Below are 25,813 nucleotides of genomic sequence, written 5' to 3'. Positions count from 1 at the left end.
TTTCAGCCCTCCACCCCAAAATGCTATAAATTATCAAGGTATATATAAGGACTACTAGATATAATTTTGGAATCTATAAACTTCTTCAAATGCTTAATATTAATTGAAAATTTTTTTGATGTAGCTCTGAGGCTATATAAATCCTTTATATTTTACACTATGCCTTATTTAGAGCTATTTTAATAGTAAAGATACTTCCTTGTCCTACAACGCTTTCAAAATCAATACTTCCCCCAAGTATATCAAGATTATTCTTGACTATATACAAACCAACTCCCATACCATGACGATTATTATTAGACGATGTTATATTCGCTCGATTGAACTTTTCAAAAATATATTTTTTATAAATCTCATCTATTCCTATTCCTGTATCAGATACTATAAACTGAAAATTTACTTTGTCATCTGATTCGGTAGCTTTTGCTTTAATATTAATACTTCCTTCATCTGTATATTTGATAGCATTAGATAATATATTACGCAAAATTTGTGATAACTTATAGTGATCTGTATTAACTTGAACTGATAAATCATCACTTACTATAAAATTAATATAAACATTTTTATGGCTTAAAATTGATGCTTCGGCTATCTCAATTTCTTTTTCAATTAAACTACGCAAATTAAATTCTGTGTTATATATTTCTTTACTAAATTCCTCATGAATCATTACATTTTGCATTTGTGCAAATAATGCATCTAATACCATAGCACTATTTTCAGCAGCATCAGCTGCTTTAATCATCTTTTCATTATTTTCTTTTACTCCTAGCAACTTTAATAGTTGAGTTCTACCGATAAGCGCATTAATTGGAATTTTAACATCATGACTAAAATTCTCAATAAATTGGGTTTTGAGAGAATCTTTTATTCTAATAATTTCATTCTGCTCATTTACTTTATCTTGCAATAATTTCACCTCTGTAATATCAATAGAGGCACCTATAATACCTATAACTTCTCCTTTTGAATTAATTAATGGACTTTTTTTGGATATTAAATAAATGATTTCTCCTGAAGGAAGTCTTAATTGCTCTTCTTTACTAACGCTTCTTTTTTCATTCATGACTAATTTATCATTCAAGACGAGCTTATCAGCAATATCCCTTGGAGAAAATTCATAATCTGTTTTCCCTATAACATCAGAGATTGAAGTAACACCAGATAGTTCTATAATTTTATTATTACATCCAAGATAATAACCATCCCTATCTTTCCAATAAATGTTGGTTTCTAAGCAGTTTATTGCTTGTTGAAAATTATTTATATTATTCTTATAATGTAAATTTTCTTCCTCAAGTTGTAATATTTTATTATTAGCTTCTTCTAATGCTTTTTCTAGAAAAACTATTTTTTCTTGTCTTTGTTTATCTACAGCATAATCCATTGATATTCCCACCATATATATTCTATAAATCCGGCTAAATCTATTAATTCATTTATAATAAATCCTACCCCAAACAATAATGCATACTTTACTTTACGACTATTTTTTGTAATGAAATTGGCTATTGGTGAGCCAATTTTTCTCCTTAGAAAAAATAAAGCTTTAGAAACATTTAAATAAAAGTATTTATTGTAATTTAATTCTTTCCAAAGAATTTCTAATACCTTACTTAACCCCTTATTTTGGTATAAAGTCAGATGGTTCCCATCTATAGAATATGCATTAAGATCACTTAGATATTGTTTCCAACCGTTGTCTTGTGAGTTTTTATTATATTTATAATATCCTTCTACCTCTTTAGCTTTAAAAAGGATTGTTCTGACAGATGATTTTTTAGGAGTATATTTGAAATTTAACTTCATCATCTCCCATGCTTGATCAATAAATACTGGATAAGCTATATCCATACCTTTTAAAGTTTCATCATTTTTAAGCTGCTCACGCATTACATCTTCACACTTTCTTTTATCATTAAAGATAGGTGCAAAATTTGCCCAAGTATCCAACATGATAACACATTGAATTTTTTTCCCTCTTTTTACTAATTGACTTGCTATTTCATGAGCGATGGTGCCTCCTAATGATGCTCCTAGTAAGATAAATTGCCCCGATGATTGAATTCTTAAAATTTCTATAACGTAGTATCTAGCAAGAGATTCTATACTATCAAATATTAATTTTTTTTCTCCATAAACATTAATATTTTGAATCCCGTAATAATTATATTGAGATGGCAATCTACTAACTAATTTTTGATATAGTGTTAAAATCCCTCCTACAGGATGAATAACAAATATATTTCTTTTTGAAGCTGTTGTAGATTTTAATTTAATTACCGTACTGTGATCTGAGCTATCATCTTTAGATTCTTCCTGCTTACTAACAAAACAATGTTTATAAATAGCATTTATTGAATTTAAACTAACTAATTTATAATTAGAAATAGATATTCCCTGTTGATTTAGTAATGTCACTAGTTGAATCGAATCTAACGAATTTAAACCTAAATTAAATAGATTATCATTAATACTTAATTGTTTAATATTCAAAATTGATAATACTGCATTAGCAATTTTGTAATAATTTTCATTAAGATCTTTTTCTACAATTTTATTAGTAATTTCATTTGATGAAACTGACTTAATAGAACTATGGAATAATTTTTCTTTTAGCTGATGAATATTTAGCTTTGATACTATAATTTGATTATATGAAGATGGCTGCATCAGATTATAAAATAACTGTACTCCTTCTAGCTTGTTAACGTGATTTAAACCAATAATATTATTAACTTTTTTATAATCTTTAGCCATACCTGTTTTTTCCCAATTTGGCCAATTAATTGAGAGCGTTTGACAAGATGGATAATAATAATTCATCCAACTAGATAAGTTATCTAGATAACCATTTGCCATGCAATATTCAATACGATTAACATCACCCATGATACTTGCAAGTGAAGATGTAAAAATACAGTAGCGCAATTTTTTACATATTTGAGGATATTTAAGAATATTATTAATGCCAGATATTTTAGGCTTAATAGCATCTTTTATATCTTCAAAAGATTTTTCTTGTCCTAAAGGCTTATTACCAGCTAAATGTATAATCCCAGATAAACAATTATAGTTTTTCTTAATATACTTAATTAATTTATCTGTAAAACTAGTATTAGTAATATCACCATACTGTATGTCAAGGTTACAATTTCTTGAATTAAGTAACTTAAATAATCTCTCAGTTACAGATGTAGCCTTTTCTGTTCTACTAGTTATTAGAAAAGTTACAGAATTATTTTTTGATATTTCTTCAAGTAATGCTAATCCTATTCCACCAAGACCTCCAGTCAAAAGAATAACATCATCATCTTTAATTACTGAGCTGTTCTTAGAAATATCTTTTGCACCACTTGTATCAATTGTTTCTCTCCATAAATAATTATCTCTAATAGCATAAGGGTGCTCTTTAAATGATATAGAATTATTAAATACGGCATTCATAATTGAATGTATATCAATTTTTTGGTTATACCCAATATCAAGCATTGCAAAATTAATATTCTTCAACTCATGCGACAATGTTCTAATTGCACTTACTAAGGAGCCGTTAATAGGATGAATATTATCAGTCTCTTGTAGTTTAGCGATTCCTTGTGTTAGAGATATATAATGTAAAGGAGAAGATATTTTCTTTAATATATATTCTTGTAATAAATATATATGATATAAACCATACTCAATGCTTCTATTTACTTTAGTAAGATTAAATTGATAATGGTTGGATAAGGTACTACAGTCTATGATACATTCAAATTTTTTGCTTTGAAGATAGTTAAATAAATCCATATAATCAGTTTCTAATGTTGGATTTATCTTAATGTGATCTGAATCTAATATTTGTAAGTTTTCGACTGTATTTGATAACTCTACCAAAATCAAATTCTTAATTGATTTATCAGTGATCCAATCGGGTAAATATTTATCATTAGTAATAAGTATTATATTTGTATCTAAATGGCTACTATTTGTTAATTTACCTGCTTGTTGCCAAATACACGTATGTAGCCAATCTTGTTTATCTAGTAACTGTAATGATGAATTATTTTTCTTATCATATCGTAACCAATATGAATCTAAATTAAAGCAATAATCCGGTAATAAAGCTATCCTAGCTTGTTTAACTTGCTGTAATTTCACTGGGTAACCATAGCACCATAATTTAGCTTTTAAATCTTGATAACTATCAATTACTTGAGATAAATTTAAATTTTTAGCAGAAGATATTAAATTAATACTAGTAACTTTATTATTTGTTTTTGTTTGTTGAATAAAAGTTGACAATGCATGACCAGGCCCAACTTCTAACATAATACTATTATCAGACTGTATTGAATTTTCTATACCTTTAGCAAATTCTACTGTAGCTGTTATTTGTGTAGCCCAATATTCTGGATCTATAGCAAAATCTTTATCTATCCAATCGCCACTAATATTAGAGATAAATGGTTTTGTTGGTCGGTGTAATATAATTTTATTGAAACATTTTTTAAATCTTTGAGCGGCCTCTATCATCATTGATGAATGATATGCATGAGAAGTATTAAGTATAGTTGATTTAATATCTTGTTTATCTAAAGCTTGGCTTAATTTAAGTATTTTGTCATAACTACCAGATGCAACACATTGTACTGGAGAATTAATCACTGATATTTCACAGCTATTTGCTTGTATAAGATGTCTTACTGTATCTACACTAGCTGAAATAGACAACATACTACCAGGTTGCATTTGTTGCATTAATTCACCACGTTTTAAAACGATCTTTAAAGCATCTTCTAAATTAAAAACACCACTTAAAGTAGCAGCTACATATTCACCTATACTATGACCAATATAGCCATCTGCTTCAAATCCTAAGTGTTCTAACAATTTTGCTAAAGAATACTCAACTACAAATAATGCTGGTTGTGTCCATTGAGTTTGATTGATTAGTTCATTCTCAGTGAATAGTATTTCTTTAAAATTTGTTTTTGCATACTTATCTATAATAGTAATACATTGATTAACGGTCTTACGGTATAAACTATCATTTTGGTATAAGTCATAAGTCATCTTTGGATATTGCATTCCTTGTCCAGGGAACATCCAAATGACTTTTCGCTTGCTCAAATCGTCACATTTTGTAGCTTTAATGTCTGATTGTAATTTTTTAATGGCCTGCTTTTTATTATGACAGCTAATAGCTAAACGATAATCAAAATTCTCTCTACGTTGTTGTAATGTATAAACAATAGAATCTAATGAGTCATTAGTTTTAGATAGATAATTTACAAATCTATCTTTATACGCAAGTAAAGATTCCGGACTCTTTGCTGATAAATTTAAAATATAAGGTTCACTAATCTTTACTTCTTTCTCCTTTTCTTGAGAATTAATATCCTCACTAATAATCATATGAGAGTTAGTACCACCAAAGCCAAATGAGCTAACAGCTGCTATACGAGGTTTATCTGACAGCCATTCTGTAGATTGAGTTTGAATAGTAAACGGTGATGATTCTAAGTCTAAACCAGGATTAGGCTTATCATAATCTATCTGGGCTGGTATTTGTTTATGTTGAAACATTAAACACAGTTTAATAAACCCAGCTAATCCAGCAGCTGCATCAATATGACCAATATTAGCTTTAGCTGAACCTAATATACATTTTTGTTTTCTTTGGTTTTTAGAACTAGCTTTAAATACCTCACTTAAAGCTTTAACTTCAATCGGATCTCCTAATTTAGTACCTGTCCCATGACATTCTATATAATCAATTTCATCAGAGCTAATATTTGCTTGATTAAAAGCTTGTTTTATACATTCAGCTTGACCTTCTACACTTGGTGCAGTATAGCTTATTTTTCTATTACCATCATTATTAAGAGCATAACCTTTTACCACAGCTATTATATTATCCTTATCCCTTTGGGCATCAGATAAACGCTTGAGTAGAACTGTACCAACACCAGAGCCAAATATAGTTCCAGAAGCTTTTTCATCAAAAACTCTACAATGTCCATCCTTGGATAAAATCATGCCTTCTTTGTAAATATAACCTGTTTGTTCAGGCAGCTGTAAAGAAGCACTGCCTGCTATAGCCATATCACACAAACCATTAGATAATTTATTACAAGCTTCAATAATAGTTACTAATCCAGTAGAACATGAAGTATTGATACTTTCAGATATCCCTGTTAATCCTAGTAAATGACTAGCTTTAGTAGCTAAAGCATCCTTGGTATTAAGTACTGAAGCCTCCCATAAATCTAAAGTATCTCTTTCATTGCAGTTTAATATATTATTCTGAAAATATTGGGAAGTTGTATTTCCAGCTATCACCGCTATATTATGTTTAGACCTTGTTGGAGCATAACCAGTTTTTTCCAATACTAGCCAACAGTGCTCAAGGAATTTACGAATTTGCGGATCCATAAGTTTTGCTTCATGAGCAGATATATTCCAGAACTTACTATCAAATAAATCCTCATTTCCAATATGACCAGATGTAGAAATATAATCAGAGTGTTGTAATTTCTCTTCTAGAACTCCTCGTTCACGGCATGTTTCAAGGTCAAATGAAGTTAATCCCCTTTCGCCACTAATCAACATTTGCCAAAACTCATCAAGATTAGAACAACCTGAAAATGCTCCAGAAATACCAATAACAGCTATATCTTTATCTATAGTAACATTGTTATTTTGTAAATCAGACGTTATATAATCATCTTTTTCTTGTTCTAAAAACGAACTTAACTTATCAATAGTGTTATACGTAAATAAATCAGTAACTGATAAGTCTTGGCATTCAGGTAAAGCCATTAACTCATTTTTCAAGCGGGTTATTAATAAGGAATCACCTCCTAAGTCAAAAAAACTTAGCTTCGTGTTTATTTGATTTTCAGATATATCTAATATTTGTGACCATATTTTACAAAGTTTTTTCTCTAAATCATTTGTAGCTACATTTTTATTCAAGCTAAAGTTAGGATCTGGTAATGCTTTTCTATCTAGTTTTCCATTAAGTGTTAGCGGAACTTTATCTAACTTAACAAAAGCATTAGGAAGCATATATGCTGGAAGCTTAGATTTAATATAATTTTTGATTAATTCATTAGAGACTTTTGAATTATCATTACTTGTATAGTAAGCAACAAGAATATTTTGCTCCTGATTATTAATGGTTCTATGCTTGACGATAACATAAACCTGTTGAATATCCTCAATCTCAGAGATTACACTTTCGATTTCTCCTAGCTCTATTCTAAATCCTCTTACTTTAACTTGAAAATCATTTCTATCTATATACTCAACCTCACCATCATCTAGCCATTTACATAAATCTCCAGTTTTATAAAGTTTTGTATAGCCTAGTTTTTTATCATTGTCTGTAGCAAATGGATTTGATATAAATTTTTCTTGGGTTAAGTCAGGTAAATTTAAATATCCACGAGCTAACCCTATCCCACCTATATATAATTCACCCTCAACTCCTTTTGGTACAGGGTTTAAATTTTTATCGAGTATATGAAGTCTAGTATTTTGTATTGGCTTACCTATAGAATTGATTACATTATCATTTATCTGTTTACCGCTGGCATATATAGTAGCTTCAGTAGGTCCGTAATAATTGAATAATTTGAGTTGATCTTTCCAGTACTGGGCTGTTTTTATATCACACTTTTCTCCAGCTATAACTATACTTTTAAGATTAGAATACTTTTTCTTAGGAAGGTTTGATAATACAACAGGTGGTAAAAATGCATATGTAATACGGTTATTAATTAAATAATTACTAAGACAACTAGTATCTAATCTAGTGAAATCGTTTAATATGTGTAAAGATGCACCTTGAAAAATAGTAATAAATATTTCAGATACTGAGACATCAAAAGTATAGTTAGTATAAAAACTAACACTATCAGTCTTATCTAATTGATAAACATCAAATAAACCTGTAATAGTATTGACAACAGAGCTATGCTCAATCATCACCCCTTTGGGCTTACCTGTAGTTCCTGATGTATAAATTACATAAGCTAGGTTTTTTGAGCTTATATGTATGTCTAGATTATCTATTGGGTAATCGAAGTCTTTATCTGCATAAATTACATTTAAGTTAAAGTCCAATAAATTAACTTTATCTTCTAAGTGAGACTGTGATACTAATATCTGTGCTCCTATATCTTCAAGAATATAGTTTATTCTTTGATTAGGAAAATCCGGAGATATAGGTACATAAGCAGCCCCCGCTTTAAGCACTGCTAGTATAGATACCACCATTTCTATAGATCTATCTAACATTAAAGCTACTAAACTATCGCTTTTGAGTTCACTTTTATTAAGCTTTTTATATGTCGATCTAATATTACGAGCTAGTTGATTAGATCTATTATTAAGCTCGCTATATGTTATATTTTGATCTTCAAATACTAAAGCAATATCATTCGGGGTTTTCTTAACCTGCTCTTCGAATAAATGATGAACAGCTTTCTCTTTAGGATAGTTACAATCTGTTTGATTCCATTCATAAATAATGCGATGAAAAAGTTTTGATGACATTTCTTGTTTAGAGTTTCCCATGGTATTTTGATCCTTGTATTTATATGTTTAAATAATAAATTTCGTTTAATCAAAGTCATAAGAAAACACTCCGCAAAGTTATGTCAGCTGCATTAAAACACCTGAATAAAAAATAATCAATAATTTTATAGCACGTAATTATTTAGAGGAAATTTCATAAAAAAGGCATAAAAAAGTTGCAAAAATAGCACCTTATCAAATAATATAATCCAAATAAAATAAGCTAGAGAATCATGAAGAACTCTATCTCTTATATTAGCTTATACAAGGATCAAATATGAAAAGTTTAATAAAAATATTATTGATAACTGTCGTGCTATCAACATTAATAACTAGCTGTTATACAGATAAAACTGCTACTCAAAATGACTCTAAAATGGTTGGTAGAAATCCAGGAACGTATACACCAAAATATCTATCTATTTCTAAATATAAAAAATGCTTAGAAACACATGACTTTGGAACTTGGAAAGGCTACTGTCTTCCTAGCAAAATTAAAGATGATTGCCCTGCCTCATCATTTAATAAGTTAAAAAAACTTGATCTACCAAGTTGTCAAGATAATAAAACTATTAAGGATATTCCTTTAGAACCTGGTCCTGTAATAGCTATCAATGGTAAACCTATAGATACATCTGCTAAATAAAGTCAACTCTTTAGGTTTTAATTTCCAAAATCCCTTACAGCTTAGGTTTTATAGTTTTTTTATCTTAAAAACTAAATCTTAATATCTTTAAAAAAACCTTATATAAAAGCTAAAAAGCAGATCATAAAATTACTTTTGAACTATATAGTTGTGATAACTGTATTTGTTAAAGACTGTTTTTCAATCAAATTTTATCTGTCATATTTGTTATAATTTAGAAAAATTTTAAGGAATTTAAATTAAATGCTATATGACTTATTTCAACTAGTCAGTAACAAACTTATTTCTATTGATTGGTGTGTTGATAAAAATGGAGAAATAAATAAACAATATATAGTGTTTAAATATAGATTTGGTCAAACTAAAAAAGTAGAAGTAAAAAATGGTTATGCTATATCTAAAAATATTAGATTCAAAATTTATGATGAAAATATTCCTATTATTGAGAATACAGAATTTGAAAACTGTATTTTCTTAAAAAATACTAGTTTTACATTAAGTTTAAAAATTGTATTTTTTATAATACATCTTTTCAGGATATTAATTTTACAAAAACTGTCGATTTAAAATGTAATAAGTTTTTGGGTGATATCTGTTTTAAAAATGCAATATTTGAGACAGATGCTATTTTTTCTAATTCGAAATTTTATTCACCAATTAATTTTGACCATACTTCTTTTAAAGGTTTAGCTATACTTGATAGTTGCGAGTTTAAAGAGAATGTTGTCTTTTTATACACGAATATATATGAAACTCTTAGTCTTAGAAGTACAACTTTTAGAAGATCTCTAAATCTTGCTTATATAAATCTTAGAAATGCTTCAAAAATAGAATCTCATGATATTAAACTTGCTTGGAAAAGTATTCCTAGTGCTAGTATCGGTTATGATTTATCTAAGAATGAAAATATGTGGAAAGAACTACCTAAACATAAAGATATCCAAGAAACATATAGGTTACTGAAGCTTGAAGCAATAAGTAAAAAAGATAATATTTTAGCAATTCAATTTAATCAAAAAGAATATGAAAAACATTATTTGAAACTATGGTGGTTTAAAAATATAGGCAACAAATTTATACTTTTTTTTGATAAAAATATCAGTAATTTTGGAACGTCTGTTCTTAGAGTCTTATTATGGTTTTTAGCTATAAATTTAACCTTATATCTGAAATACTATTATGTTTTTCTATATTTACTCTGTATTATAGTTTTTTGTGAAATACTTGGTTTATTTATACAAATATGTGGCTATATTTTGAGAATGAAACTTGATTCTTTTGTATCTAAATTTATTTTAAACTTCATAATTGAATATCGATATTTATATTTTTTCTACGCTATTTTGGCTGTCTTAGTATATAAAGATATGACGATTAAACCAGAACCTCAATATGGATTCTTCGAAAGTATTTATCATTTAACAATATCTGCAATAAATAATGTTGTTAGCTTCTTTAAGCATTTATCAAACTTTTTTGTAGATAATGATAAGTGGCAAGATCAACTTAATGGGTTTATTCAATCATTTTTACCTTTTACTGATATAAAAGACTCTATATCTGAGCTTTTACTACAAGGGTGTGTAAATATTTCATTACTATATCAAGTTATTAAAAGCTTTAGAAAATATTCAAAAAAATTATAACTGTAGGATAAAGTAAAGATATTACTTATCTCTCTAACAAACATATACTAGTTTTATAATTATTTAATTGCTTAAATAGGCTTGTCTCTAAAAAGCATTCCTCATTTATAAAATTACTAAAACCAGGAATATCTAAAATATTTATACTTGTAACATCAAAATATAAACCCATTCCTAAGCCTTTTATTACTGCTTCTTTGACATTAAAAACTTCAAAGAAAAAATCTAACCTTTCACCCTCTTTTGAAAGTTGCTTATAGTAAGATATTTCCATTGGATGCATTATTATATTGATTAAGTCTTGATGATTAATTTTGGTATCTACAAATTCAATATCTACACCAATACTATATTTATCACTAACTGCTACCATCACATACTCTTTGGAGTAAGATATACTAAAATCAATATTTTCATTAGCCTCCAACAAAGGTTTTTGATGCTGATTATATTTTAATGCAAAGTTATCTATCTGATATTTAAACTTCAAATAATTATATAAAAAACTACGAGCTAATAGCCTTTTATTTCTATCATTTTCAAATCTGTATTTTTTGATTTCTAATATTTGACTAGTCGGTATAATATCTAGATCTATTGAATTGGTATTTTCTGCTATCTTTAGTAGAAAAATATCAACACTTTTATAGACTTGCTGATAAAACTTAAATTGGGAAATCATATTAAAAATAAATATCTTAAGATAAAACCTATTTTAATAACTTTTTCTCTTTTAAAATAGTTATATTTATCAGATATAGTTAATCCGAATGACTTATGTAAAATAAAACCTGTCATTCCGGACTCGATCCGGAATCTCCTAGCCAAAGTAAAGAGATCCTGAATCAAGTTCAGGATGACCGCATAAAAGTACACAATACAATCGGATTGACTATAAATATCAATCATAAGATAAATTTCTACTATACCTTTGTTATTTTAAAAGTATAATTTGTTGTATTTGTAATGCTAAGATTTTTTTAGAATGTTTAAGAGTATAAAATACCTACTATTTTTTATAATATTTATAAGTTTTGGATATAGTCAAACAATCAATCTTGCTGCTGCTCAGATGCTAATTAAGCAACAATCTTTTAATCAATTTGCTAATAATATTGAAAGGTTAACCAAGCAAGCTAAAGGCAAAGGTGCTGAAGTTGTTGTTTTCCCCGAAGATGATTCAGTAAACCTTATCAATGATTTACCGTGGAACAAACAAAGCATAATCAAACTTAGTAAGTATTATACAAAGACAAAAGATTTGATTTCTCAACTATCTAAAAAATATAAGATCATATTAATAAGTGGAACTATTGCAAAAGATGATAATGGTAAGATATCTAATACAGTTATAATAGGTTTACCAAATGGACAAATTATAGAAAATGATAAAATCTACTTAACCCCTGAAGAGAGAAATGTTGGTTATACCAAATATGGTAAAAACATTTTAGTTTTAAACTATAAAGACGCTAAAATTGCAATTTTAGTATGTTATACAAGCGAATTTCCAAATATCTCTCAAGAGCTCTCAAAGATAAAGCCAGATTTAATTATTGTACCATCATATACCAATGATCTTTATGGTTTAAATAGAGTTCATACTGCAGTAAAAATGTTATCAATACAGAATTTTGCTTATGGTGTAGTTGTTGGTATGGCTTCTGGCTTAGATAAAAATCATACTCAAGGTATTGATGGAGTTAGTCAAATACTATTTACATCACCTCAAAATAAAGCTTTTCCTCTCAGCTACTTAGCTAAAGGTAACTTTAACAAAGAGGATGTTATAGTAAAAAAACTAGATATATCCAAGCTACATGCTGCACGCAAAAACTATGATGCTTTTCCAAATAAAGATATAAAATATAACTCTAACTTAAGCTTTAAATCTGTTAGTTATCCAAAATAGTAACTTTTAAAAAGCTTTACTTTACAAATATTTGTTATAATTTTTTCAATAGCAAAACTTTATAAATCTTTATGAAATATACAAAATTAGGCAAAACAAATATTGATATAAGTAGAATATGCTTAGGAACTATGACTTGGGGTAGACAAAATACTCAATCAGAGGGTTTTGAACAAATGGATTACGCTCTATCGCAAGGTATCAACTTTTGGGATACTGCTGAGATGTATGCAATCCCTCCTACTGCTAAAACATACGGTAAGACAGAAGAAATAATTGGCAACTGGTAAACGTAATGAGGTAGTTTTAGCTACTAAATTTTCTCCTATGCCATGGGCAAGAAATGAAGAAAATCCAATAACTAACAAATCAAATATTATTGATGCTGTAAATAATAGCTTAAAACGTTTAAAAACTGATTATATAGATCTTTATCAATTTCACTGGCCTACAAATAGGCCACATTATCACTTTGGTAATTGGTGGGATTTCGAACCTTTAGTAGGACAACAAAATAAAGATCTAATAGTAGAAAATATTTATGAAACTCTTATTACATGTGATGAATTAGTAAAAGCTGGAAAAATTAGGCATATAGGTTTATCTAATGATTCAGCATGGGGTATTAATCAGTTTATTCACTTAGCTGAAAAACATAATCTATCACGTATTGAGAGTATTCAACATGAGTACAATCTCAATAGACGTAGAGATGAAACAGATATTATGGAAACTTGTGCTTTAGAGAATATTTCTTATTTAGCATGGTCTCCTCTTGAACAAGGAGTTATAACTGGTAAATACCGCAATGGTGCACGCCCTGCTGGTACTAGGATGTCGGCTGAAATTTTAGATGGCCAAGAAGATCGTTATGGTTTTAGATTTGCTACAAATGATGATGCAGTAACAGAATATATTAATGTTGCAAAAAAACATAACTTAGACATCTGTCAAATGGCGATAGCATTTACGCTTAGAAAGCCATATATGAGTTGTAGCATAATTGGAGCAACTACAATGCAACAACTTAAGACGAATATTGATTCTATTAATATTGAATTATCTCCAGAAGTTTTAGCAGATATTGAAACAGTCAGAAGAAAATATCCTGTGCCATTTTAAAATACTTAAAGTTTTTATTTCTTTACCATCTTTATTATTTGTTATAATCTCTTCAAACTCAAAAATTTTTGTAAACAATGAAATACACTAAATTAGGTAAAACAAATATAGATATTAGTAGAATATGTCTTGGTACTATGACTTGGGGATTACAAAACTCCCAGTCAGAAGGTTTTGAACAAATGGACTACGCCCTATCTCAAGGTGTAAACTTTTGGGATACTGCTGAGCTATATGCAGTACCCCCAACTCCTGATACTTATGGAAAAACTGAAGAGATCATTGGAAATTGGATTGAATCTAGACAAAAAAGAGAAGAAATCATTCTAGCAACAAAATTCTCACCAATTCCTTGGGCTCGAGGTGAAGAAAATCCAAAAATTGATAAAGCAAATATCATTACAGCTGTAGATAATAGCTTAAAGAGATTAAAAACTGATTATATAGACCTTTATCAGTTCCACTGGCCTGTTAATAGACCTAACTACCACTTTGCTGATTGGTGGGATTTTGAACCATCTCAAGGAGAAGCTGCAAAACAACAGATTTCAGATAATATTTTAGAAACTCTACAAACATGCGATGAGCTTATAAAAGCCGGAAAAATTCGTCATATCGGTCTTTCAGATGATTCTGCTTGGGGAGTTAGCCAATTTATCAAACTTGCTGAAAAACATAACCTACCTAGGATTGCTAGTATTCAAAATGAATATAACTTACTTCGTCGTAGAGATGAAACTGATGTTATGGAGACTTGTGCACTAGAGGAAGTTTCATATTTACCATGGTCGCCGCTACAAATGGGAATATTAAGTGGTAAATACTTAAATGGTAAGGTTCCTGCTGGTAGTAGAATGTCGGATGAAGTAATGGGTTCTGAAGAGCAAAAAGCTAGATTTGCTACCCGACATAATCCAACAGTAGACAAAGCTGTAGAAGAATATCTTGCTGTAGCAAAAAAACATAATTTAGATGTTTGCCAAATGGCAATAGCATTTACAATTAGAAAAGCATATATGACTTCTAGTATAATTGGTGCGACATCTTTGGAACAATTAAAAACAAATATCGACGCTATTAATATTGAATTATCTCAAGAGGTTTTAGTTGATATTGAAGAAGTTAGAAGAAAGTACCCAGTTCCATTCTAAATTTCTAAAAAATTCTTTAAAGTTACTAGACCATTTTCAGTTAAATATGCCTCTGGGTGATATTGAACTGCAAATATTTTTGCATTTTTATGCTCAAAAGCCATAATTTCTTTATCATTGGTCACAGCTATTGTTATTAGAGGATCTAAAATTTTATCTACTATTAGCGAATGATAACGTGTAACATCAAAACTATAGGTAAGATTCTTATATAGCTTAGATTCTTTTATTTGAGAAACTCTAGAAATCTTACCATGATATATTTGCTTCGCTTTTATTATATTAGAACCATAATATTGAGCTATTAATTGATGACCTAAGCATATACCTAGTAATGGTATATTATTTTGCTCGCAATATTCAATAATTGAATATTTATCTTTCAGTTCATTAGGATGTCCTGGACCTGGACCAATTATGATGTGATCATATTGTGTAATATCATCTATTTCTTGATCTGTTTTTTTGATATATACCTCATGACCGAGATAAGTTATATAATCAACTATAATATTAGTAAATGAATCATAATGATCAATATATAAAACCATTTTAGACCTCTAAGTATACTGGTATCAAACCTCTGACACTGTTAATAAGATATATCTGATCTGCAGATTTTAGATCATCTATACTTAAGCTTTTCAGTTTCAATTTTTTTTCAATTATCATTGATTTTCTAGCTACACCGTCTAAAACTCCATCATCTAATTTTGGTGTATATAACTGACTATCTTTTTCAATGATTATATTATGAAATCTAGTCTCTGTAATATAATTATTTTCATTTAAAAATATTAGCTCAACATCTTTTTGTTTAGCAATATATTTATTATGCATTTGCGTATAAAAGCCACGCGTAGAATTATGAGTTATTTTATATTGAAATAATTTATTTTTGGAGTTTATTTTTTCTGGACAAACTATTAACTTGATAGACTCTATGCTACTTGTTTCTATTTGATTATGCTCAATAATAAGAGATTTATCATAACTATATTCAAGGCGTATTTTATATTCTTTATTTTCCTCTAATTTCTTAGAATAAGTTTCTAACTGGCTTTTAATATCTTTAATATCTATATCAAAAAACAATCTTCTAGCAGAGCTTTCAAGACGCTCTAAATGTAAATCTAAATATTTAAATCCATTATGATAATAAAGACTCTCAATCAAAGAAAAGTTTGGCTTATAAATCCTTTTAATAAACCCTATTTTCGTATCCATCTCATGCCATTCAGATTCTGCATCAGAATATACAGTTATGCCGCCACCTACTCCAATTTGCATACTATCTTGATACTTTTGGATAGTACGAATAGCAACATTAAAACACATATCATTATTAGGTAATATATAGCCAATACTTCCTGTATAGACGCCCCGCTTTTGTCTTTCTATCTGTGCGATTAACTCCATAGTTCTTTTTTTAGGCGCGCCTGTTATAGAACCACATGGAAATAAGCTATCTAAAATTCTTTTAAAAGATATTTGCTTATCGACATTAGCAGATATTTGCGAGGTCATTTGCAAAAGGTTTTTATACTTTTCTATTGAAAAGAGTTTATCTACTTTAACTGTATGAACATTTGCTATGCCTGATAAGTCATTTCTTAATAAATCAACTATTATTAGATTCTCAGCTTTATTTTTATCACAAAATTTTAACTCTTCAAAGATTTCTAAATCTTTTTGCTCATCACCACTAAGCCTAGCGGTACCTTTCATAGGTTTTACTAGTATATTGTTATTTTCCTTTTTAAAGAATAGCTCTGGTGAAATTGAAATTATATCAGGATTTAAAAATGGTAAATATGCAGCATACTTTACAAGTTGACTTTGCTTTAAACTTTCATATATTTCTAAACTACTAAACTCAGTATTTGCTTTAATGCTTTTAGTTAAATTGATTTGATAACTTTCGCCATTAATGAGTGCTTGCTGAACTTTCTCAAAATCAACCAAATAATCATCTAAACTAAGACTATCTAGCATTAAACTTATAGATGCCTCAGCACAAGAAAAGCTAGGAACATCATAACTAAGATCTTTAAACGCCACAAAATGAAGCAAGGGTTTTTCATCATTAGATAAACGTAAATGTTTAAGCTCATCTTTGAGATAATAGCTAGCCTCGTAACTAATATAACCAGCTAAATATAGTCCTTGCTGTTGAAGCATTTCTAGCTCACAAAAAGCTAGTTCTAAAGAATCCCTATCATAAGCTATTATTTCTTTAATAGGATTATAAAAATAGTAATTTTCACTATCTGTTAAAGTATCTTCAAATATCGCAAATTGGGGAAGTTTTTTAGAACTCATTATTTATCAATTCTTTTAGCTTTTTTCTGTCTGTTTTACCTGTTAATGTCATAGGAATCTTATCAAGATATACAACACCATCTAGCTTTTTATATTCAGATACATATTTAGTAAGCTCAATATTTAAAGAGTCTAAAGTATACTCTTTATCAACGACTAAAAATGCCCAAATACTTTCTCCCCATATTTTATCGTATTTGCCAACAACAACACAGCTTTTAATTTTAGGTATTTTTAAAATATACTTCTCTAACTCAACTGGTGATATATTCGAACCACCTTTAATTATGATATCTTTATACCTACCATAAAAAGTAAGCTCATGCTTTTGATTATCAAAACTGCCAATATCCCCTGTTTCTAACCATTCATCTTTATTATTTAAAGGGAGTATATTATTTTTAATAAAAATCTTGCCATAATTATTATTTATAAATTTAGCGATCTTAACCTTAGTATCTGCAAAAACCTTTATAGTGTTACAATCTTTATCAGATATATTTTGACCATAACCAAAAACCTCTGTCATACCTATTCCATTTAATAATGGTATGCCCAACTTTTGTTTTACTAAGTTATTTAAAGATTCTGATGCTATATCTCCAGCAACACTTAAATAACGTAAATTGTGGTTTTCAATAATATTCTCTTGGGTTAAGAAATGATACATCGTTGGCAACAATGCTAAAGCAGTTAAATTAGTCTCATTAATAATTTTAGCAACTAATTTAGGCTTAAATTCTGAAATAACGGTGATATCTAACCCCATAGCTAAAGCTGGTAATAGCTGATAAGAAAAAGCAAATGCATGATTTATTGATAAAGCTATTAATAAATGATCATCTTGCCTAAGTCCTAAATCATCAACTCTATTTTGTGCATACTCAATAATTTGGCTAATATTATGCTGGTGCTTTTGATAAAACCCTGTAGTTCCTGAACTTACATGCGCTGTTATTGTTTTTGCGAATATTCTATGATCTTGTGTTTTAGGTAGATTTTCAAAAAACTCTATTTCATCATTAATATTAAGCACTTTTAATCCATCTAATTCTAAATAACATGGTTTATCTGTTATAAATAGCGAATGCTCTTCTAATATTCCTTCAAGCTCTGAATCAATTAAACGGGGATTAATAGGTACAAAAAGATCTATATCAGCTATCCAGCTAGCTATATATAAACTAATTGATAATGGTGAATTTTTAAGGTTAGAAAATATTTTTCTATAATCATAAAATTCTAACAATCTCGCTAAATCATAAGATTTAGATAAAATTTCTTGATACGAGATTCTTTTCTGGTTAAATAAAACACCTTTATCCTTACTATGTTTTTCAATATTATCCAAAAATTTTCTAAGTTGATTCATTTTTAGGCAATTAATTATCCAAGAGTTTATTAATATGATATATTAAATTAAAAATTTATATTTAACATCTTTTTATAAAATGCAACAATCCTTATTTTTAAATGAACTAGAGATTTATGTCAGCTTAGGTTGCTCTGAAGAAGAAAGAGCTCACAAACAGATGATTAAGCTTGATATAGAGCTACAATTTAATCAAAACTATTCTGCTAGTGATACTGATAACTTAGAAGAAACTATTTGTTACTATACTCTAAGAAACAATATCCAAAATTTCTGTAATGATATTAGTTGTAACCTTATTGAATATTTGGCAAAACAAATATTTCTTTTTATTCAAAAAAGTTATAATGATGTAGAGCTAAAGTATTTGAAGCTTATAAAAGCCCCTCCTGTTTCACAAATAAAATCTGCTAGTTTTATTATTAGGAATTAGTATGCAATATATTATAGGAATTGGTACAAATATTGGTTTTACTCTTGAAAATATTCATTTAGCAATTGATGCTTTAGAATCTCATCAAGATATAAGAATTATAAGAAAAGCTGGATTATATAGTAGTAAAGCTCTACTAAAAGAAGGTGCCCCTAAAGATTGGGACATTAATTTTATAAATACAGCTGTAAAAATCAGCTCAACGCTAAAACCTACTGAACTTCTAACTATTCTAAAAAATATTGAAAAAAATATAGGAAGAGATCTAAATGCTCCTGTCTGGTCACCAAGAATTATTGATCTAGATATTCTAGCTGCTGAAGATTTGATTCTAGAAACTGATGAGCTTACAGTCCCTCATAAAGAGCTACTTAATCGCAACTTTGCTTTAGCTCCTTTGTTAGAACTATCCAAAGGCTGGTATCACCCTAAAAAAGTAGATATAGATCTTAACCTTAGATTAAAAGAGCTTGATGAGATTGAAAAGCTTAAACAAACTCTCTCAAATACTATGCGTATGGGTATTGTAAATTTATCAGATCAATCTTTCTCAGATGGATATTTTGATGATGATCGTCGCAAATCAAACTTACATGAGCTTATCGAAAATGGTGCTGAAATTATAGACATCGGTGCTGAATCAACTAAACCAAATGCAAAAGCAATATCAGTAGATGAAGAGTTTGAAAAACTTGATATTTTTCTAGAGTATATCAAATCTAATGCTGCAGATTTAATATATAAACCATTAATTAGCATCGATACACGTAAATTTGAGGTAATGCAAAAAGTTTTAGAAAAACATCATGATATTGTATGGATGATAAATGATGTTGAATGTAATGATATTGAGCAGAAAGCCAAATTAATTGCAAAATATAATAAAAAATATGTGCTAACTCATAATTTAGGTATAACAAATAGAGATCAGTATTTAGAAAAAGATAATGCTATAGATAATGTTTGTGAATATATTGAGCAAAAGAAGCAAACTCTTTTAAATTGTGGTTTAACCAAAGAGAATATCTTTTTTGATGTAGGTTTTGGTTTTGGTAAGAAAGCTGATACTGCTAATCATTTATTAGAAAATATTGTTAAAATAAAAGAAAAATTAAACCTAAAAACATTAGTTGGTCATTCACGTAAACCATCAGTTTTAGGTCTAACAAAAGATAGTGATATTAGAACTCTAGATAGTGCAACGAGAGAGCTTTCAAGAAAATTAGAAAAATTAAATATTGAAATCATAAGAATACATAGAATTTAATAAGGAAATATAAATGTCATATCATCCAAGTTTAGAAAAAATGCTAGATACTCCTGAGATTAGAAAGATAAAAAAATTAGATCTAAGAGAACAGCGTGATATTTTTAGTAGCCTTTCTATTGAACAGATAAAAAGAATTCGTCGCCCAGATATTATTGAAGAAGATATTAAACTAGAGAATAATACTGTACTAAGGCACTATAAATCGAAAAATCCAAATGGTAAAGCTCTATTTTTTATTCATGGAGGTGGGTGGTGTTTAAGTTCTATAGATACTTATGATCATGTATGTAGGTATCTCTGTGACCAAGGAAACTTTGATATTTTCTCACTTGAGTATGGTTTAGCGCCCGAACATAAATACCCTATTGCTGTAGATCATGCATTATATGCTTATGATTGGTTGTATAAAAATATTAATAAATTTGATATAAATTCTGAAAATATTTTTGCAATGGGTGATAGTGCTGGAGGAAATCTTGTGACAATTATATGTCACGAACGTCAGCAAAATATGCCTAAAGCTCAAATACTATTTTACCCTGCTGTTGATATGTATACAAAATATGAAAGTATTCGTAAATTTGATGAATATAAATATCATCTAACTGCAGAATGGTGTGAAATGTTTCTTAAAGCATATCTTGGTGAAGAAATTATGTCTCAACCTAAAAGATTAAGAGAGCCTAAAATTTCTCCTTTATTTTATGAAGCCTCAGAACAGCCTGATACATTAATAGTATCGGCTACTCATGATATCTTAATTGATGGAGTTTATGCTTATGAGAAAAAACTTAAAGAACAAGGAACTTTAGTTGAAACTCATTATGATGACGAGATGTATCATGGTTTTATGAGTATAATTGGAATTAGCCCATTGCCAAATGCTAAAATAGCTTTAGATAAGACAATAGAGTTTATTAATAAAAGATAAAAAACTAATAAGATATGAACCCAATCTTTAAAACAGATAAAAAACCAGGTGAGCAATCTGAGCAGCTTATAAAAAGATTTAATGAGCTACCTGCTTTTGTAGCAACTGGCGGCGAAATTTTGTTTGTATCTAATGATTTTCTTGAAGTTCATTTAAGATTTAATCTAAATGAAAATACTAAGAACTATCATGGTACAGGTTTTGGTGGCGCGATATATTCTTCATTAGATCCAATATATCCTATTCAATTATGTAGGATTCTTGGTGATGATTATGTTGTATGGGATTTATCAGCAAGCATAGACTATCTTAAACCAATTACCGATCATGTATATGCTAGATTTTTATTATCTGAGGCAACTATAACTAACATCAAAAAAGATGTTCAAACTAAAAATAAATCAATAGTTAGTTTACCTGTGTGTTATGAAGATCTAGAAAAAAATATCTATGCTAAGGCTACAAAAACAATCTATATAGCAGATAGAGAGTATTTTAATAATAAAAAGAAATAAATTACTTTGAAATAGCATAAAGCTTATTGATGAACAAACAGGGAGGATTAGTTTTAAGCTAGCTCTCTTTAGGCACCCATAAATCAGCTAATTGTGAGGCGTCTACTTGTGTAGTGACTTGATTACTACCATCTACACTTCCACCATCGATATCATCATCTGATATATTAGCTGCTAATATCTCAGCCATCTTATTTGCATTTGCTGCTAATTGCATCTGAAATTCATCATTAGTATCTATAATAAGTGAATCATTATTAAATTGTGATTCAAAGTAATCATCCACAATCAATGATGATAACTGATCGTGAAAATTAATTTGAAGGTCATTATCTGATCGTGAAAATAATATATCATCTTTTGAAATATCATTTAACTTCAGAGTATCTGTAGAGCCATCGCCTGCTAGATTGATAGTATCATTACCATCTCCTGATGAATAATTGTAAATATCTGAACCTGCCCCTCCAGCTAAGATATCATCACCTTGACCGCCTGTGATTACATCTGAGCCTAAACCACCTTCGATAATGTCATCACCTATACTTGTTGAAATAATGTCGTTACCTGCTCCTCCATCTACAATATCATTATCCTGTTTTGCTGTTATAGCAGTATAAATATCTCCTGCAGAATTAATTCCAATAATATCTGATTTCCCATCTCCATCTATATCAGCCATTAATCTTTGATATGATGAGTTACTAGTCCAACCATCTTGATAATTAAAACCTGTTGATAAAGATTTAGTGGAGCCAAATGTACCATCTCCTTTTGCTAAAGCTATATAAGTGTGAGTATTACCAAAACCTACAACATCAGCCATACCATCATTATTTACATCAGTCACAAATCTAGGAAATCTATCATTACTTGCCCAACCACCAGCTCTAGTTCCAAAACTCCCATGTGCTTTCTGAGCAGTCGCAAAAGAGCCATCTCCTTTTGATAAAGCAGTATAAACACCTGTTGATGCAAAACCAACAATATCGGCCATACCATCACCGTTTACATCTGCCATGTGTCTTGGAAATGTATTATTTGTTGACCATCCTCCAGCATCTCTACCAAAAGCTGCATACACATTAGACATGGTTGAAAAACTACCATCTTCTTGACCTAACGCTGTATGAACTCCTGTAGTATCAAATTTAACCTTATCTTGTATTCCATCTCCATTTATATCTGTATCAAATTCAGGAGTTATGTTTTGATTAGCACTTCTAGATATATTTTCAAAGTCAGAGTATTTCTTCCTTTCCTCTAAGCTTGTACCATTTGACAAAGATACAAATGTTTCTCCACTTTCTTGCTCAACTAAATCTGCTAAACCATCATTATTAACATCAAGCATTGTTTTAATACTACTAGATGAAGCTTTTCCAGTAAGTTGTTTACTATTAAAATCTATATCATTTGATGATGTAGTGATAATATCGTCACCATCTCCAGCATTTATAGTATCATTCCCAGAGCTCATATTTATAACATCATTTCCTGATCCTGCATAGATTAATAAGTCACCACTACTAGCATTTATTACATCATCTGCATTAGTGCCTATTATTATATTTGATTTACTTAAAATATCTCCATTAGCAAATTCAAATTTATCTAAAGTACTTCCCTGAAAGTTTTTAAGGATTAGCTTATCTGTATCAGAACTATTAAAAGTTACATGAACATCATTACCATCATAGGCAAAGTTAAGATCACTAGCTTCTATGCCTTCGCCAAACTTAACAGTATCTCTTGAGCCACTATCATAAGATCTTCCAACATAATCATTGACTAACATCTCTGTTATCGTATCTACTCCATCTCCCTTATTGAAAATGTATGTATCACTACCATAACCCCCAGCTAAAGTATCATCTCCCTTGCCTCCAGCTAATATGTCATTTCCCTTATTATATCTAATCTCATTATATCTAGAGCTCCAATTACTACGACTTCCATAACTTGTACTTGAAGTAGTTATATTATCTCCAACTAAAGTATCGTTACCTTCTCCACCTTGTAGATTATCTGACTGACTGCCTCCATGTAAATAGTCATCTCCTAATCCACCATCTAAGGTATCATTGTGATTATTACCATATAGCTTATCGTTACCTTCGCCTCCATCAAGTGTATCGTCATTATTTCCGCCACTTAATGTATCTTCGCCTTCTCCTCCATATAAATAGTCATCTTGATTTCCCCCTGATAACCTATCATTACCAGCTTCACCATATAACTTATCTTCTCCTGAGTTACCTGAGATTACATCATCTCCAGCTCCTGCATGTAATGTATCATTAGATCCAAATAGTGAATAACTATCATTTGCATCTGTTCCTTCATATTCATTAGATAAGTTCATAAACTCTGTCTTATCTAAAACACTTCCATCTGCAAACTCAAAGTTATTGATAGTGTTATTTCTCATGAAGTCTTTTAACACTAATTGATCTGTATCGTTTCCTTTGAAATTAGCTAACAAATCTTGACCTGATAACGATAACTCTACATCTTCTTGATTTAATCCTTCCCCAAACTTAATCCTATCCCTTGAGCCACTATCATAAGACCTTCCAACATAATCATTGACTAGCATCTCTGTTATCGTGTCTACTCCATCTCCTTTATTAAAGATATAGGTATCACTTCCATAACCTCCAGCTAAAGTATCATCTCCCTTGCCACCAGCTAATATGTCATTTCCCTTATTATATCTAATCTCATTATATCTAGAGCTCCAATTACTACGACTTCCATAACTTGTACTTGAAGTAGTTATATTATCCCCTACTAAAGTATCGTTACCTTCTCCACCTTGTAGATTATCTGACTGACTGCCTCCATGTAAATAGTCATCTCCTAATCCACCATCTAAGGTATCATTGTGATTATTACCATATAGCTTATCGTTACCTTCGCCTCCATCAAGTGTATCGTTATTGTTTCCGCCACTTAATGTATCTTCGCCTTCTCCTCCATATAAATAGTCATCTTGATTTCCCCCTGATAATCTATCATTACCAGCTTCACCATATAACTTATCTTCTCCTGAGTTACCTGAGATTACATCATCTCCAGCTCCTGCATGTAATGTATCATTAGATCCAAATAGTGAATAACTATCATTTGCATCTGTTCCTTCATATTCATTAGATAAGTTCATAAACTCTGTCTTATCTAAAACACTTCCATCTGCAAACTCAAAGTTATTGATAGTGTTATTTCTCATGAAGTCTTTTAACACTAATTGATCTGTATCGTTTCCTTTGAAATTAACTAACAAATCCTGTCCTGATAACGATAACTCTACATCTTCTTGATTTAATCCTTCCCCAAACTTAATCGTATCCCTTGAACCACTATCATAAGACCTTCCAACATAATCATTGACTAGCATCTCTGTTATCGTGTCTACTCCATCTCCTTTATTAAAGATATAGGTATCACTTCCATAACCTCCAGCTAAAGTATCATCTCCCTTGCCACCAGCTAATATGTCATTTCCCTTATTATATCTAATCTCATTATATCTAGAGCTCCAATTACTACGACTTCCATAACTTGTACTTGAAGTAGTTATATTATCCCCTACTAAAGTATCGTTACCTTCTCCACCTTGTAGATTATCTGACTGACTGCCTCCATGTAAATAGTCATCTCCTAACCCACCATCTAAACTATCCACCGCATTACCAGAATGAATAATATCATCAGTTTTAGTACCTACTATATCATCCGCTTCAATACTACCTTTTATAATAACCTTACCTTCATCATTAAATATTAGAGGTTTATCATTAATGTTAAATTTAAGATCACTTACATGAGTAACATTACCATCCAATAGCTCGGATAAAGTTTAGACCTCTTGCGAAATACTACTTCAGAGGCATTTTATTTCTAAGTAGGTATTTTCTTT

At 29.5% G+C, this 25,813-nt stretch carries 16 protein-coding genes and 1 pseudogene; 10 read left to right on the top strand and 7 right to left on the bottom strand.

Annotation, left to right across the window (positions count from 1 at the left end):
• Nucleotides 1–157: 157 nt before the first annotated feature.
• On the bottom strand, nucleotides 158–1,390 hold the full coding sequence (locus F7310_RS05180) for a PAS domain-containing sensor histidine kinase (protein WP_072712287.1): 1,233 nt from the start codon (nucleotides 1,388–1,390) through the stop codon (nucleotides 158–160).
• Entirely contained in the window at nucleotides 1,375–8,571 is a 7,197-nt protein-coding gene (locus tag F7310_RS05175) for a type I polyketide synthase (protein WP_072712286.1), read from the bottom strand. The genes F7310_RS05180 and F7310_RS05175 overlap by 16 nt, the downstream gene beginning before the upstream one ends.
• A gap of 277 nt (nucleotides 8,572–8,848) precedes the next feature.
• Here F7310_RS05175 and F7310_RS05170 point away from each other — a divergent pair, with 277 nt between their 5' ends.
• The 3 genes from F7310_RS05170 to F7310_RS05160 all read left to right on the top strand — a co-directional run bounded on the left by F7310_RS05170 (nucleotide 8,849) and on the right by F7310_RS05160 (nucleotide 10,863).
• Nucleotides 8,849–9,217, top strand: a complete 369-nt coding sequence (locus F7310_RS05170; RefSeq protein ID WP_072712284.1) for a hypothetical protein — start codon at nucleotides 8,849–8,851, stop codon at nucleotides 9,215–9,217.
• A 243-nt stretch (nucleotides 9,218–9,460) separates the two neighbouring features.
• The gene (locus tag F7310_RS05165; protein WP_072712283.1) at nucleotides 9,461–9,784 is read left to right on the top strand and encodes a hypothetical protein; all 324 of its coding nucleotides are present in this window, start codon (nucleotides 9,461–9,463) and stop codon (nucleotides 9,782–9,784) included.
• 14 nt (nucleotides 9,785–9,798) lie between these two features.
• Nucleotides 9,799–10,863 carry a pentapeptide repeat-containing protein gene (locus F7310_RS05160; RefSeq protein ID WP_072712281.1) on the top strand — a complete coding sequence of 355 codons (1,065 nt, stop codon included), beginning with the start codon at nucleotides 9,799–9,801 and terminating at the stop codon, nucleotides 10,861–10,863.
• Nucleotides 10,864–10,888: 25 nt separating this feature from the next.
• Here the strand turns inward: F7310_RS05160 and F7310_RS05155 are convergent, their stop codons facing one another.
• Entirely contained in the window at nucleotides 10,889–11,545 is a 657-nt protein-coding gene (locus F7310_RS05155) for a 4'-phosphopantetheinyl transferase family protein (protein WP_072712280.1), read from the bottom strand.
• 303 nt (nucleotides 11,546–11,848) lie between these two features.
• Here F7310_RS05155 and F7310_RS05150 point away from each other — a divergent pair, with 303 nt between their 5' ends.
• From F7310_RS05150 to F7310_RS05140, 3 genes and pseudogenes are all read left to right on the top strand, one after another.
• A complete protein-coding gene (locus tag F7310_RS05150; protein ID WP_072712278.1) occupies nucleotides 11,849–12,775 on the top strand; it encodes a nitrilase-related carbon-nitrogen hydrolase in 927 nt (308 codons plus the stop codon).
• Between the two features lie 71 nt (nucleotides 12,776–12,846).
• Nucleotides 12,847–13,897, top strand: a pseudogene (locus F7310_RS05145) (aldo/keto reductase).
• A 77-nt stretch (nucleotides 13,898–13,974) separates the two neighbouring features.
• Nucleotides 13,975–15,048 carry an aldo/keto reductase gene (locus tag F7310_RS05140; RefSeq protein WP_072712277.1) on the top strand — a complete coding sequence of 358 codons (1,074 nt, stop codon included), beginning with the start codon at nucleotides 13,975–13,977 and terminating at the stop codon, nucleotides 15,046–15,048.
• On the opposite strand, the gene F7310_RS05135 is transcribed toward F7310_RS05140, so the two are convergent.
• Genes F7310_RS05135 through F7310_RS05125 form a run of 3 tightly spaced genes read right to left on the bottom strand, consistent with a single transcriptional unit; the run spans nucleotide 15,045 to nucleotide 18,742 of the window.
• Nucleotides 15,045–15,599, bottom strand: coding sequence for an anthranilate synthase component II (locus tag F7310_RS05135; protein ID WP_072712276.1), 555 nt, complete (start codon nucleotides 15,597–15,599; stop codon nucleotides 15,045–15,047). The genes F7310_RS05140 and F7310_RS05135 overlap by 4 nt on opposite strands.
• Before the next feature lies 1 nt (nucleotide 15,600).
• Nucleotides 15,601–17,370 (bottom strand): bifunctional chorismate-binding protein/class IV aminotransferase, encoded by a 1,770-nt coding sequence (locus F7310_RS05130; protein ID WP_072712274.1) that lies wholly within the window; start codon nucleotides 17,368–17,370, stop codon nucleotides 15,601–15,603.
• Nucleotides 17,360–18,742 carry a class I adenylate-forming enzyme family protein gene (locus F7310_RS05125; RefSeq protein ID WP_072712273.1) on the bottom strand — a complete coding sequence of 461 codons (1,383 nt, stop codon included), beginning with the start codon at nucleotides 18,740–18,742 and terminating at the stop codon, nucleotides 17,360–17,362. The genes F7310_RS05130 and F7310_RS05125 overlap by 11 nt, the downstream gene beginning before the upstream one ends.
• A 79-nt stretch (nucleotides 18,743–18,821) precedes the next feature.
• On the opposite strand from F7310_RS05125, the gene F7310_RS05120 reads away from it, so the two are divergent.
• From F7310_RS05120 to F7310_RS05105, 4 genes are read left to right on the top strand one after another with little or no spacing between them, the layout of a single operon-like run.
• Nucleotides 18,822–19,175 carry a dihydroneopterin aldolase gene (locus tag F7310_RS05120; protein WP_072712271.1) on the top strand — a complete coding sequence of 118 codons (354 nt, stop codon included), beginning with the start codon at nucleotides 18,822–18,824 and terminating at the stop codon, nucleotides 19,173–19,175.
• A 1-nt stretch (nucleotide 19,176) separates the two neighbouring features.
• Entirely contained in the window at nucleotides 19,177–20,442 is a 1,266-nt protein-coding gene (folP, locus tag F7310_RS05115; RefSeq protein ID WP_072712270.1) for a dihydropteroate synthase, read from the top strand.
• Between the two features lie 13 nt (nucleotides 20,443–20,455).
• Nucleotides 20,456–21,376: a pimeloyl-ACP methyl ester esterase BioJ gene (gene bioJ / locus F7310_RS05110; RefSeq protein WP_072712268.1), complete on the top strand. Its 921-nt coding sequence runs from the start codon at nucleotides 20,456–20,458 to the stop codon at nucleotides 21,374–21,376.
• A 14-nt stretch (nucleotides 21,377–21,390) separates the two neighbouring features.
• Nucleotides 21,391–21,891 carry a PaaI family thioesterase gene (locus F7310_RS05105; protein WP_072712267.1) on the top strand — a complete coding sequence of 167 codons (501 nt, stop codon included), beginning with the start codon at nucleotides 21,391–21,393 and terminating at the stop codon, nucleotides 21,889–21,891.
• Nucleotides 21,892–21,949: 58 nt separating this feature from the next.
• Here F7310_RS05105 and F7310_RS05100 read toward each other — a convergent pair whose 3' ends face one another.
• Complete coding sequence (locus tag F7310_RS05100; RefSeq protein ID WP_072712265.1) at nucleotides 21,950–25,738, bottom strand: calcium-binding protein; 3,789 nt, start codon at nucleotides 25,736–25,738, stop codon at nucleotides 21,950–21,952.
• Nucleotides 25,739–25,813: the final 75 nt, after the last annotated feature.

This window comes from Francisella uliginis, assembly GCF_001895265.1.
GTDB classification, from domain to species: domain Bacteria; phylum Pseudomonadota; class Gammaproteobacteria; order Francisellales; family Francisellaceae; genus Francisella; species Francisella uliginis.
This window is presented reverse-complemented; position numbering and strand designations above follow the sequence as displayed.